The organism is Olleya sp. Hel_I_94, from assembly GCF_007827365.1.
In the GTDB taxonomy this organism is placed as follows: Bacteria; Bacteroidota; Bacteroidia; order Flavobacteriales; family Flavobacteriaceae; genus Olleya.
On the sequence record NZ_VISI01000001.1, the window covers coordinates 144,343 to 158,507 of the forward strand.

The 14,165-nt window shown below is 31.6% G+C and carries 13 protein-coding genes; 4 read left to right on the top strand and 9 right to left on the bottom strand.

The genetic code is table 11. The features are described 5' to 3' along the window. Positions 1 to 32 precede the first annotated feature (32 nt). From JM82_RS00680 to JM82_RS00690, 3 genes are read left to right on the top strand one after another with little or no spacing between them, the layout of a single operon-like run. Positions 33 to 746 (top strand): glycosyltransferase family 2 protein, encoded by a 714-nt coding sequence (locus JM82_RS00680; protein ID WP_145000275.1) that lies wholly within the window; start codon positions 33 to 35, stop codon positions 744 to 746. Further along, complete coding sequence (locus tag JM82_RS00685) at positions 746 to 1,369, top strand: lipid-A-disaccharide synthase N-terminal domain-containing protein (RefSeq protein WP_145000278.1); 624 nt, start codon at positions 746 to 748, stop codon at positions 1,367 to 1,369. The genes JM82_RS00680 and JM82_RS00685 overlap by 1 nt, the downstream gene beginning before the upstream one ends. After that, entirely contained in the window at positions 1,362 to 2,996 is a 1,635-nt protein-coding gene (locus JM82_RS00690; protein WP_145000281.1) for an ArnT family glycosyltransferase, read from the top strand. Before JM82_RS00685 ends, JM82_RS00690 begins: the two co-directional genes overlap by 8 nt. On the opposite strand, the gene JM82_RS00695 is transcribed toward JM82_RS00690, so the two are convergent. The 9 genes from JM82_RS00695 to mnmA form a co-directional block, all read right to left on the bottom strand. Beyond that, positions 2,997 to 3,572, bottom strand: a complete 576-nt coding sequence (locus JM82_RS00695) for a phosphatase PAP2 family protein (protein WP_145000283.1) — start codon at positions 3,570 to 3,572, stop codon at positions 2,997 to 2,999. Between the two features lie 64 nt (positions 3,573 to 3,636). Further along, positions 3,637 to 3,864, bottom strand: a complete 228-nt coding sequence (locus JM82_RS00700) for a hypothetical protein (RefSeq protein WP_145000286.1) — start codon at positions 3,862 to 3,864, stop codon at positions 3,637 to 3,639. Between the two features lie 28 nt (positions 3,865 to 3,892). Next, positions 3,893 to 5,275, bottom strand: a complete 1,383-nt coding sequence (locus tag JM82_RS00705) for an MATE family efflux transporter (protein ID WP_145000288.1) — start codon at positions 5,273 to 5,275, stop codon at positions 3,893 to 3,895. Positions 5,276 to 5,313: 38 nt separating this feature from the next. Beyond that, a complete protein-coding gene (locus JM82_RS00710) occupies positions 5,314 to 6,747 on the bottom strand; it encodes a glycosyltransferase family 39 protein (protein ID WP_145000291.1) in 1,434 nt (477 codons plus the stop codon). Next, positions 6,731 to 7,438 (bottom strand): glycosyltransferase family 2 protein, encoded by a 708-nt coding sequence (locus tag JM82_RS00715; RefSeq protein WP_145000293.1) that lies wholly within the window; start codon positions 7,436 to 7,438, stop codon positions 6,731 to 6,733. Before JM82_RS00715 ends, JM82_RS00710 begins: the two co-directional genes overlap by 17 nt. After that, positions 7,432 to 8,571 carry a UDP-galactopyranose mutase gene (gene glf / locus JM82_RS00720; RefSeq protein WP_145000296.1) on the bottom strand — a complete coding sequence of 380 codons (1,140 nt, stop codon included), beginning with the start codon at positions 8,569 to 8,571 and terminating at the stop codon, positions 7,432 to 7,434. The genes JM82_RS00715 and glf overlap by 7 nt, the downstream gene beginning before the upstream one ends. 127 nt (positions 8,572 to 8,698) lie before the next feature. Then, entirely contained in the window at positions 8,699 to 9,640 is a 942-nt protein-coding gene (locus JM82_RS00725) for an NAD(P)H-dependent flavin oxidoreductase (RefSeq protein ID WP_145000299.1), read from the bottom strand. Positions 9,641 to 9,704: 64 nt separating this feature from the next. Continuing rightward, positions 9,705 to 11,336 carry a S8 family serine peptidase gene (locus JM82_RS00730; RefSeq protein WP_145000302.1) on the bottom strand — a complete coding sequence of 544 codons (1,632 nt, stop codon included), beginning with the start codon at positions 11,334 to 11,336 and terminating at the stop codon, positions 9,705 to 9,707. Between the two features lie 24 nt (positions 11,337 to 11,360). Next, positions 11,361 to 12,551 (bottom strand): tRNA 2-thiouridine(34) synthase MnmA, encoded by a 1,191-nt coding sequence (mnmA, locus tag JM82_RS00735; protein WP_145000306.1) that lies wholly within the window; start codon positions 12,549 to 12,551, stop codon positions 11,361 to 11,363. A 181-nt stretch (positions 12,552 to 12,732) separates the two neighbouring features. Between mnmA and JM82_RS00740 the strand changes: the two genes are divergently transcribed. Then, positions 12,733 to 14,127 (top strand): fasciclin domain-containing protein, encoded by a 1,395-nt coding sequence (locus tag JM82_RS00740; RefSeq protein WP_145000308.1) that lies wholly within the window; start codon positions 12,733 to 12,735, stop codon positions 14,125 to 14,127. Positions 14,128 to 14,165 lie beyond the last annotated feature (38 nt).

Consider the following 14,165-nt stretch of genomic DNA (forward strand, 5'->3'; position numbering starts at 1 on the left):
AAACAATACATTTGTAACACTAAAAAAGGTTTATGAATTACCAATTTACCATCGTCGTTCCTGTTTATAATGAGGAAGATAATTTACTTAGAGTGGAAAAAGAGTTATTAGCTTACACGCAAATAGCAACCAAAACCACTAAAATATTATTTGTTAATGATGGCTCAAAAGATAAAAGTCAAGATTTAATTGAAGCTATTTGTAGTAGACACGATGCTTTTGACTATATATTATTTAAAGACAATCGTGGTTTAAGTGCTGCTATAAAAGCTGGTTTTGACTACACTACCACGCCTTTAGTGGGATATATTGACTCTGATTTACAAACTGCACCAGAAGATTTTAATTTACTACTAGCACATATAGGCGAGTATGATTTAGTTACTGGTGTACGTGCTAACCGTAAAGATAGTTTTGTAAAAAACATGTCGTCTAAAATTGCAAACGGAATTAGACGTGCATTTACTAAAGACGGAATGGATGATACTGGTTGTCCATTAAAAGTAATTAAAACGGACTATGCTAAACGTATTCCAATGTTTAAAGGATTACACCGTTTTTTACCTGCTATGATTATGTTGCAAAATGGAAAAACTAAGCAAATACCTGTACAACATTTTCCTAGAGTTGCTGGCGAGGCTAAATTTGGCGTTTGGAATAGGTTACTAGGACCTTTAATGGATTGCTTTGCGTATTTATGGATGAAGAAAAAATACATTAACTACGAAGTCGCTAAGCAAAAATAATGAGTAATTGGATTATTCTTAGCATAGGCTTTTTAGCGCAAACATTATTCTCTTCTCGGTTAATAATCCAATGGATTACTAGCGAGAAACAAAAACGTGTAATCACGCCTACTTTATTTTGGACGCTTAGTTTAATCGCTTCGTTTTTGCTATTTATTTATGGGTATTTACGCGATGATTTTGCTATTATGCTTGGTCAAGGGTTAACCTATTATATTTATATCAGAAATTTACAATTGCAAAACCAATGGAAAACATTTCCGGTTGGTATACGTTATATCTTATTATTAATGCCAGTATTTATAACTGTATTTTATTTTAATAATAATGAAATTGATACTGTTAAGTTATTTAAAAACGAAGCTATTCCGTTTTGGCTGTTAATGTTAGGGATCGTCTCTCAGATAGTGTTTACATTACGTTTTGTGTACCAATGGATATATTCTGAAAAAAACAAAGAGTCCTCTTTACCACTTGGCTTTTGGGCTTTAAGCTTAATAGGGTCGTTATTAATTTTAACCTACGCTATATTTAGGGTCGATTATGTGCTATTGGTAGGACACTCTTTAGGTGCTGTAATTTACTTCAGAAATTTGTTAATCTTAAAAAAGCAAGATGCCTAAATTATTAAAAGATTATCCAATCATCTTTATTTGTTTGCTATTAGCAGTTATGCTATTACCTAACTTAGAGACCATACAAGTAACTATAATGGAAGCACGTAATTTTATTACTGCTAGAGAGATGTTATTGGATGATCATTGGATATTAACTACCATGAATGGCGAAGCACGTTACGAAAAACCACCTTTACCAACATGGCTTACCGCTATTTCTGGAATTATTTTTGGTGTAAAAAGTGTTTTTGGAATGCGTTTACCTGCTATTATTATGATAATGATTTTGGCTGTTTATAGTTTTAAATTATCCAAAACCATATTAAAAAGCAGAGCACATAGCATGATTAACACGTTAATATTAATAACATCGTTTTACGTTATTGGTATTACTATTGAAGCTCCTTGGGATATTTTTACTCATGGCTTTATGATGATTGCAATCTATCATTTATTTAAATTTTTTAAATCAGAAAACACAGATTGGAAACATACTATTATTGCTGCTTTTTGTATTGGTTTTTCAATATTAAGCAAAGGACCTATTAGCTTTTATGCTTTATTACTTCCTTTTTTACTAGCTTTTAGCTTTAGTTTTAACTATAAGAACATCAAAACTAAAGTGCTACCAATAATTGTTATTTTGATATTATCATTAGTTGTTGGTGGCTGGTGGTACTTTTATGTAAGATTAGAGGATCCAACTACATTTGCTGCTATTACTAGTAAAGAAACAGGAAATTGGACCAGCTATAATGTTAGACCTTTTTATTACTACTGGAGCTTTTTTACACAAAGTGGATTATGGACTATTCCGGCTTTTATTAGCTTATTATTTCCGTATTTAAAACGACGTGTAGTTCATTACAAAGCCTATAAGTTTACTTTTTTATGGACCCTATTTGCAGTTATTTTGTTATCTATAATTCCAGAGAAAAAATCTAGATATTTGATGCCTGTTTTAATTCCTTTAGCTTTAAATATTGGATTTTATATTGAGTATTTGATTCGTAAGTTTAAAACGCTAAAAGACAAACGCGAAACCATACCTGTGTATTTTAACTTTGGCTTAATTGGTTTGATTGGTCTTGTGGCTCCTTTTGTGTTGTATTTTCAGTTTAAAACACAATTAAATAATAGCTTATTCCCTTTTATAATATTTGCAATTATCGTGTTTACTTTAGGCTTGGCTATACTTTTGCAATTAATAAAAAAAGAGATTAAACATGTCTTTTTGTTAACTACTGCTTTTTTTGGAGCTTTATTTTTATTTGGCTTACCTGTTTTCAAAACGTTTACAAGCGACAATTTTAAACCCATAACTACGCTTTTAAAAACACATAAACAAAAGGACATAAAATTGTATGCTATTGACTACGTTTCGCCAGAAACCATATGGCAATATGGAGCTAAAATACCTCAGATTAAACAAGGAAACAATGCTTATAACTTTCCGCTTGAAGCGGAATTTGGAGTTTTATCCAACGGAATCAATCCTAAAAATCAAGCTATTCTTTTTGAAAAATATAATATCAAAGAAATGGCTATTTACGATTTAAATGAGAGTGAGCCAGATAGCAAACAATACAAAGATCGATTGATAAATACCTACTATTATTTTACTAAAAAGTAATTATTTTAATTGAAATCTAGATTGTAAGTATTTATCAAGTTTATAAAACATAAATCCTGAAAGTCCACCAAATAGCATTCCGCTTAAAACATCTAATGGATAATGTACACCAATGTATATTCTACTATATGCCATAGTTATAGACCAAACAATTAGTATATAAATTAGATATTTATATTTATATCTTAACATTAAACCAGAAAAAATAGCGACAGCCATACTGTTACTTGCATGTCCAGAAAAGTAGCCATATTTACCACCACACCACGATTTAAGCAATCGCATGGCTTGCACTAAATCGTCCTCATGACATGGTCTAGGACGTTTTACCAAGAAATTTTTAAATAGGTTAGTAATTTGGTCTGTAAATAAAATCATTAAAGCTATAACCACTAAGGTTAGTACAAACATTTTAGTATTTAATTTTTTGTACATTAAAAAAGCTAAGACAGCGTAAAACGGAATCCAATGTAATTTATCTGTATAAAACAGCCAAAATCCATCCCATGACGTTGTTCCTAGGTTATTTAAAAATAAAAAAAGTTCTTTATCGTATTGTACTAATTGGTCTAACATAAAATTATTTTGCAGTTACCTAAAAGTTAGGTTATTTATATCATTGAAATGATTTTATGAATGCTTAATCTTCATAACGCTCCACTTCTCTATCGTAAAATGCGGTCGCTTCTTTGATTAGGTTTTCTGTCTCCATTTCCAACTCTTTTTCATCATGTTGGTCAAAATCTTCAAACCACTCAACTTCATCATCTTCTAGATTGATTATAAATCTAGGGAATTCTGTATGAATCACAAAGATTGCGTTTGGTAAATCTGTATTATCACCTAAAATGAATTTTGGTAATTCCATAATATATTTGCTTTTTAAAGGTTAGCGACTAGTTATTTTGAGAGTCCAAAATTAACCTTTTAGTTAGATAATTAAAACGTATAAACAATAAAATAGCAGCAGTAGTTAAGCCTGCTAGTAATCCTAACCAAATTCCAAAACTACCATAAGCATGTGCTTTACCCAAATACCAGCTTATTGGAAAACCAATTAACCAATAGGAAATAAAAGTAATAATTGTTGGTATTTTAACATCCTGAAGTCCTCGTAAAGCACCAAGTACAATAACTTGTAAACTATCACTTATCTGGAATATAGCTGCTGCAATTAATAATTGCGAGGCTATTGTGACCACCTCTAGATTATCTTTAAAGTTTACTGCATCATCAAAATCTACATATAACCTTGGGAAAAATTGATTAAATATTAAAAATAAAGAAGCAAAAATGACAGCAAATATAAAGCCCATTAAAAATAGCGATACAGCTACACGACGTAATTCTATATATTGATGTAATCCTTTTTGGTTACCTACTCTAATCATAGACGCAACACTTAATCCCATAGCAACCATAAAGGTCATTGAGCTTAAATTTAGGGCTACTTGATTTGCTGCTTGAGAGTTTTTACCTAACAAACCACTTAACCAAATAGCAGCAGTAAAAATTGCAACCTCAAAAAACATTTGCATAGCACTTGGTGTCCCTAATCCTATAATTTTTTTAAGCATTAATTTATCTAAAACAAAAAACTTAATATTAGTTACATAATCTTTAGACTTTTTACGACCTTTTAATAACCACCATAAATAAGCGACCATAATAACACGCGACACTAAAGTACCATAAGCTGCTCCAACAATACCCATTTCTGGGAAACCAAACTTACCAAAGATTAGTAAATAGTTTAAACCAACGTTAACTAGGTTAGCTACAATAGTAGCATACATAGGATATTTAGTTAAAGATAACCCATCACTAAACTGTTTTATTCCTTGAAATATTATTAAGGGAATTAAAGATATTGCTACTAAATCTAAATACGGGATGGCCAACTCTACAACCTCAACAGGTTGCTTCATTAAATACATTAAAGGTTTGGCTAATAGCAATAATAAAAAAAGTAAAACACCTAAAACGGTACATAAAAACAAACCATGTTTAAAAGCTGATTTACCTTTATCAAAATCGTTTGCACTGTCTGCTTCCGCCACTAAAGGCGTAATGGCAGTACTAAAGCCAATACCAATAGACATAGCTATAAACATAAAACTATTACCTAAAGATACAGCAGCTAACTCTGCAGTTCCAATTTGACCAACCATAATGTTGTCCACAAAACTAACAAAAGTATGACCCAACATCCCTAACATTACAGGAGCAGCCAATTGCCAATTATATTTAAATTCTTTTGTGTAATCAGATAAAACCATTGGGCAAAAATAAGATTTAAAGCTGAATTCTATTGCTTTTATTTGATTTGAAACAGACTATGTTTATTATTTGATAATACTTGATTGTAATGAGTGGTAAAAAATAAATCTAAATTTTTAAATTCTTGTAAATAAGCATTTTGAACTAACACGAATCTGGTTTTGCTACTTAGCAGATTTTTTAGAATATCTTGTAGCATCATGTCGTCCATATAATGTGTGTATATCCATTTTGAAGGAGAGTTTATATTTAAATTAAAATTGACTCTTAAATAACTAGCATCAAAGGAATAAAATTGTTTGTTTTCACCTTTAACGGATTCTACAATTTTTAGAGTATCTGCTAAAAAAATAGTCTCTTCCTTTTTGTATGGGATTTGATTAAATAAATACCCTCCTATGGATAAGCTTAAACCTACCAGTAGAAATTTTAAAACAGTATCCTTAATATTATTAATAGAATATATTATCAAGAGCATGATATAAGGTATAAACATTAAAAAATAATGCCCAAAAGTTCTGCCTGAAATTGAAGTTGATATAATTTGAAATACAAAAGCAATGGAGACAATAATCAAAGGAATAGTTAACTTTTTATTTTTTAAAATTGAAAATGACACACCGTAAATTATAACTATACTAGCTAATAATAATGGAATTAAATAAACGAGCTTGACACCAAAAGCATATATAATTTTTAGCACTTTAACTAAAATAGAACTTTGCTGAATGTAATTGTCAAAATTGAATAAGTAGGCTTGATTTATAAATTGGCTAAAGTTTTCCCAATTATAAATAAGCACTAAAATAATTACAAAAACAACACTTAAACCTAGTAAAAAAAGCAGACTGTTTTTCAATATTTCTTGCCAAGTATTTATCCTAAAGTCTGACTTAAACATCAAATAATAAGCGACTAAAACTGAACCTCCTAAAATTTCGTTTTGTTGTGTAAAAAATATTAATCCTAATAAAACACCAAGTGACACTATACTGATTTTAGATATTGATTTTGTAAAAACCAAATACATTATAACGATAGTTAAATAGGCTGTAAATTGCCTAGTATAGTTACCACCTTGCAAAAACACATGACTATTGATTAAACAAATGTAAAGGCTTGCAATGACTATAGACAAAACTCCCTTTTTGTTTTGCTTTAATGCTATTTTGTAAACTAGTATGGTGCTAAATAAACCAAGGATATTTAATATTATAAAAACACCCCATGTATTATTGGGTGTAATCAAAAAACCCAAATAATTAAGGAAATAGATTATTGGTGGTTTATGGTCAAATACGTCTTTATACGGGACTAGACCGTGATCTATTATCATCCCTATATATTGAAAAATCTCTTGATCGTAACCTAAACCTATATAAGCAGGAGTAAATGGAAAAGCAAAAGCTACATACAGTATAGCTAATAAAAAATACACCAATCTATTGTTATACCTAATGTTTTTTAGCATAAGAAATAATTTGATAAAATGATTTAAAACTAATTTTAAACAATTTTAAAATGCTAGTATTTAAAGTAGGGACACCAGTTGTACGTTCTGTAAATTCTATATCAATAGACTTTACTTTAATATTATTTTTACAAGCCATTCCTGCAACAATTATATTAGGCGCAAACGTATCGTCTGGAATACTTTTAAAAACAGTATTAAATACTTCTGTTTTAATTAATCTGTAAGGTGAATTTACATCCTTTATCCCTTTACCAAAAAATAGTTTAACTACGACGTATGATATGTATGTCATTATTTTTCTAAATAAAGGTGAAATGCGGTTAACACGTTTACCTATTAAAAAATCATAATCCTCTTTTTTATTCCAAAACTGTTCAAAATATTTGGCTTTCATTTCATTATCAGAATCTACTTGAAAAATCCAATTAGCGTTTAAACTATCCTTGTAAGCTTGTAATATTGTTGGACCGTGTCCTGAATTTTTTTTATCTATTACTACTATTCTATCTTGATATTTTTTTTGAAGACTAGTTATAACATCTAAAGTATTATCCTTAGAACCATCATTGTAAAGTTTAATCTTATAATTAATATTAAGCTTATCAAGATGAGTTATCCAATCGACTACTACAACTTCAATAATTTCATCTTCGTTATAAATTGGCATAACCAAATTTAAATCTAACATCCCTTTTTTATTAAATTGTTGTAAGTATCTAATGCATTTTCAATAACATGATGCATATCGTAATATTTATAATCGCCTAATCGACCTCCTATAATTAAATTAGGATACACTTTTTTGACCTCTTTTAAATACTTAGCATATAAGCTTTTGTTAACCTCACCACCTATGGGATAATAGGGTTCTTCACGATTAGCTTCTTTGGAATATTCTTTAATTATAAGCGTCTTATCTAAATTATAGGTACGCTCTGGATGCAGATGCTTTGGCTCATGAATTCTGGTATATGGTATCTTTTGATTACCATAATTCATCACTGAAGTGCCTTGAAAATCTTCATAATTCACAACTTCAAATTCAAAATCTAACGTTCTATAATCCAACTCGCCAAATCTATAATCTAACAGTCTATCTATAGATCCCGAATAAATAATTGTAGCACTCGAATTTAATTGCTCTTTAATTTCAAAAAAATCGGTGTTTAACTGTATATCAATATTATTGGAAGCTAATAATTTATCAAAAATAGCAGTAAAACCATCCGTTGGAATACCTTGATAGGTATCAAAAAAATAAGACTCAGAATAGTTTTTGCGGAATGGCAATCTTTTTATAATTGAAGCAGGCAAATCCTTAGGATCACGCCCCCACTGCTTGATAGTATAACCTTTTATAAAAGCATCATACAATGGTCTACCAATAATATTGATGGCTTGCTCTTCAAAATTTTTTGGATTGGTATAAGATTCTTTTTTAAATTCTTGTTCTAAAAAGTCATCTACTTCAAAAGGTTTTAAATTAATATTATAAAATGAATTAATCGTTTCTAGATTAATGGGCATTTGATACACCTTACTGTTGTACGTGATCAAAACTTGGTGATAGTAACTATTAAAAGTAGTAAAGTTTGAAATATATTCCCATACTTTTTTATTTGAAGTATGAAAAATATGTGTTCCATATTTATGAAACTCGATACCTGTTTCAATATTAGTTTCAGAAAAACAATTTCCCCCAATATGGTTTCGTTTTTCAACGATTAGCACTTTTTTTCCTAAATCATTAGCGATACGTTCTGCAATTATCGAACAGTAAAAACCAGCACCAACCAAAACGTAATCGTAATTTTTATTCATGTAAAATGGTATCTAAACGCAAATAAATAGCTATATTTTTTATTGCAGAAATTTGAATTATTTTTGAAAAAATTAAATTAACTATGAGATTAAAATCCAAATTACTAGTTAATTTAAAACTTCAATACTAAAAATTAATAACATCAAGTTTAGCCTTTTCAAACTCTGCTACAATCTCCTCTACTATTTCTACAACAGGTTTTATATCGTGAATTAGTCCAGCTATTTGACCAATTTCTAATTCGCCTTCCTCTAAATCTCCTTCAAACATTCCTTTTTTAGCACGCGCACGACCTAATAACTCTTTAAGTTGTTCTGGTGTTGGACTTGTTTTGTACAACTCTTGTAATTGATTATAAAATTTATTTTTCACTAGCCTAACAGGCGCTAATTCTTTTAAAGTTAATTGCGTATCACCTTCTTTTGCATCTACTACAACTTGCTTAAATGCTTGATGTGCACTACTTTCTTCACTTGCAACAAATCGGCTTCCTACTTGCACAGCATCTGCACCTAAAACCATACAAGCTAACATTGCTTTTCCTGTAGCAATTCCTCCAGCTGCTATTAATGGAATATGTAGTTGCTCGCTTACCATAGGAATAAGTGTAAGCGTTGTAGTTTCATCACGTCCATTATGTCCTCCAGCCTCAAAACCTTCTGCAACTATGGCATCAACTCCAGCGTCTTGAGCCTTTAATGCAAACTTGACACTACTAACCACATGCACTACTGTAATCCCTTTGTCTTGTAACCATTTAGTCCATGTTTTTGGATTTCCTGCGGAAGTAAAAACGATTTTAACTTCTTCTTCTACAATTATATTCATGATTTCCTCAATGTTAGGATATAACATTGGGACATTAATACCAAAAGGTTTATCTGTTGCTTTTTTACATTTTTGAATGTGCTCCCTTAATACGTCAGGATACATGCTTCCTGCACCAATTAATCCTAATATTCCAGAATTACTTGCTGCTGAGGCTAACTTCCAGCCACTATTCCAAATCATACCTGCTTGAATGATTGGATATTGTATATTAAATAGTTGAGTGATTTTATTTGGCATTTACTATAAATATCTTGTGGTTATTATTTTTAAAAACGAAGGCGATATACGTTAGTTGTAACCTCTAGTTTTTAATTATCTTTTTAGTGATCGCTAAACCTTCAGATTCAACCTTAACTAAATAAACGCCTTTAGAAAATGCGCTTGTATTTATTGTTTTATTGATTGCTGTTATCTTTGTATCAATAATTTTCTTTCCTAAAACGTCATATAGTCTAACTCGAGCTTCTTCATATTGACTAGGAATTTGAATAGTTAATTGATTAGACACTGGATTAGGATATAACTTTAATGTTACGTTTTCATCTTGAAACTCGCTTACAGACAAACCTTGTGCTAAAGCCAAAGATAAATCAGGAATACCATAGCCTAAAAAGAAATCTGGCGCATTGTATTGCGAAGCAGATTCACGAACTAACTGCATGATTTCGGCATTTGAAAGATTAGGTAGCGCTTGCCATAAACAAACGATTCCACCTGCCATAATTGGCGAACTAAATGAGGTCCCATTAGATGTGGTAACCACATCCGAAGTTGTAATAATATAATTGGCTTGACCTTGGGCCACGACATCTGGTTTTTGAGTTGGTTGTGCACTACTACCTCTAGAGCTAAATGATGCATAAGTACCATCTGCCTTTACAGCACCAATACTAAATACACCAGCTGCATCTGCTGGAGCTCCAACAATCTGCCAGCTTCCGCTACCAGAATTACCTGCAGAATTAACAACTAAGATCCCTTTTTGAAAAGCAATATTTGCTCCTTTGGTAATGTAGGCTGTATTACCATCCATTTCGGCAGGAGTATAACTGTAATTAGGATTATCAAAAGTGGTATATCCTAAAGACGAGTTTATAACATCTACTCCTAAACTATCTGCACGCTCTGCTGCTTCAACCCATAGACTTTCTTCTAAAGGGGTTTCAGTAGCTGCATCTTCTGTTCTAAATAAATAATAATTTGCATCTGGAGCAGTTCCTACAAATTGATCTTGTAAAAAACCAGCCATATCGCTTAATACCCATGTTCCATGAGAGTTTCCTGTGTAAGCATATACATCTGTGTTTCTGTCTACAAAATCATAACCTCCTAAAATACCACCATTATCACGCAAACGCTGAAAACCATTCATGGTGCCTACATTGGTAAATCCTGCATCTATAACTGCGACGGTCATACCAGAACCTGTATAACTATCTGGATGTTGGTGCAAGTCGTCTGCACCAATCATCACTGCTTGATTTGCTGCATTACCATAATTAAATGTAGTTAGACTAGCTTCAAACTCATGCTTATCTAGATTTTGACTTATTCTGGCGTCAAAATTATCGTCCGCAAAATCTATACTACTAACTATAGTAGTACTATTAACGGTTAAGGTATTTAACGCCATGATGTCTGATGGATTACCTATAACATGCAAGGCATTAAACCATTTTGATTTTGACATTACAGTAACACCTGGTTGAGATTTGATAAGTGCAATGTAACTTTCTTCCACAGGAACGTCTTTAAAATCTACAACAACATTATGAGCTGATTTACGATCCAGCGCTTTTTGTGTTAAAATTGTATTGGGATTTGCTAATGCTGCTGCGCTATTAGGTTTATCCGATAAATAGACCCAAGCATGCTCTTGTCCAAATGACAATGCCGAATAGGTTAAAACGAAAAAAAGAAGTAGGTTTTTCATAACAGTAACTTTTGTTACTGCAAGTTAAGAAATTACACCTGAACCAACTAATTCTTCCTCTAAATACCAAGCAACAAATTGCCCCTCAGTAATAGCTGATTGTTGGTTTTCAAATTCTACATACATACCACTTTCTACTTTATGTAATGTTGCTTTTTGCAAAACTTGTCTATATCTTATTCTTGCTAACACTTCCATGGTTTGGTCTGTAGCTAATGCTAAGTCCTCTCTAACCCAATGCAACTCTTCATTAGATACAAATAAAACATTTTTATATAATCCTGGGTGTGTTGTCCCTTGACCTGTATAAATAACATTTTCTGTAACGTCTGTATCTATCACAAATAATGGTTCTGCTGTACCACCTACTGCTAATCCTTTACGTTGTCCTTTAGTAAAATAATGTGCGCCTTGATGCTTTCCTTTTACTACACCTTCAGCTATACTATAGCTAGGTTTTCTAGAACGATATTTTAATTCTTCTAATTTATTATTGAAGCTAGGAAGCGTTTCATTATAAAATGAATTATCTCTAGGTATTTCTACAATAACACCTTCTTTAGGCTTAAGTTGTTGTTGTAAAAAGTCTGGCAATCTAACTTTACCAATAAAACATAATCCTTGAGAATCTTTTTTGTCTGCAGTTATTAAATCCTGAGCTTTAGCTATTTCTCTAACTTCTGGTTTTAATAATTCACCAATAGGAAACAATGCTTTAGCCAATTGCTCTTGAGATAATTGACATAAAAAGTAAGATTGATCTTTATTTGGATCCTTACCTGCTAATAATTGGTGTACCTCTTCTCCGTTTTTTGTAATGGTTGTTTTTCTGCAATAATGACCTGTAGCTACATAATCTGCACCTAAATCTAAGGCGATTTTCATGAAGACATCAAACTTAATTTCTCTATTACATAAAACATCTGGATTAGGTGTGCGACCTTTTTCATACTCGTCAAACATATAATCTACGATGCGCTCCTTATACTGTTCGCTTAAATCTACAGTTTGAAAAGGTATTCCTAATTTATCTGCGACCAACATTGCATCATTACTATCATCCAACCAAGGACACTCATCAGAAATTGTTACACTGTCGTCGTGCCAATTTTTCATAAAAAGACCTATAACCTCATAACCTTGCTCTTTTAATAAATACGCAGCAACACTAGAATCCACTCCTCCTGATAATCCAACAATAACTCTTTTTTTCATGACTAATTTTAATAGACTGCAAAGATAAGTCTTTCTAAAAAAAATCAAACACATATATATAAATGGAATGACTTAATAAATGACTGACAAATAAACATTTAAATAACTTTAACAAATCTTTAATTATTTTTGTTTAATCTTTTTATAGATTTGTTAAACAAACCTATTAAAAAACTTTATTATGAAAACGATTAAAAAATTATCGCTACTATTTTTAGCAACTTTTGTGTTATGGTCATGTAGTGACGATGACGATGCGTCAACATCAACGCCAACAACTTTAAATATTGTTGAAACAGCTCAAGCAACAGCAAGTTTAAGTAGTTTAGTTGCTGCAGTAGTGGAAGCAGATTTAGCCATTACTTTAAGTGGACCTGGACCTTTTACAGTATTAGCACCAACAAATGAAGCTTTTGCAGAATTTATGTCTGATAATGGTTGGGCAACTGTACAAGATATTCCAGATGCAGCCTTAGCACAAACATTACTAAATCATGTAATAAGTGGTACGGTTACATCAACAGACCTTGTAGGTTTAGGTAGTGGTTACACTAATACTTTGGCTGATGGTGCAGGAGATAACAAAATAAGTTTATTATTTGACACTTCTAATGGTGTCGTATTTAACAATGTGTCTGAAGTATCAACTGCAGATGTTACTGCATCTAATGGTATTGTACATATTGTAGATAAAGTAATTGCTTTACCTACAGTGGTAGATCATGCAGTAAATAATGCTAATTTTTCAAGTCTTGTAGCAGCTTTAGGTGCTGCAGATGGTGATTTAGTAAATGTTTTATCAGGAGCAGGACCTTTTACAGTATTAGCTCCAGACAATACTGCATTTGCAACATATTTAAACGGAACAGCTTTAGCAGATGTACCTACAGATGCATTATCTGAGTTATTATTAAATCACGTTGTTGGTGGTGCATTATCGTCTACTGACTTAACTACTTTAGTTTCTGGATACACAAACACCTCTGCTAGTGGTCCTGGAGGAAACGCTTTAAGTTTATATTTTGACACTACAAATGGTGTTAGTTTTAACGGAATATCTACTGTTACTGCTGCTGACGTTGTAGGAACAAACGGAATTATCCATGCAGTAGATACTGTAATAGATTTACCAACTATAGCAACGTTTGCAACTTCAAATCCTGCATTAAGCAACTTAGTTGCAGCATTACAATACGCAGATTCTGGGACACCAACTGTACCTTATATTACAACTGTTTCTGATGCAACAGCTGGACCATTTACTGTATTTGCTCCAACTGATGCTGCTTTTGGAAGTTTATTAATGGAATTAAACGCAACTGCTTTAACAGATTTAGATACTGCAACAGTTGACGCTGTACTAACGTACCACATTGTTGGAGCTAACGTACAATCTAGTATGCTAATGAGTGGACCAGTAACGACATTAGGTGGAGATATTACTGCAGACGCAACTAACTTTACTTTAACTGATCCTAATGGAAGAGTAAGTAACATTGTTACATCATTAGTAGATATTCAAGCAATAAATGGTGTTGTACACCCAATTGATAAAGTAATTTTACCATTACAATAAGAATATAAAGTCTTATTTAAATAGTTTATTCCCTTTAA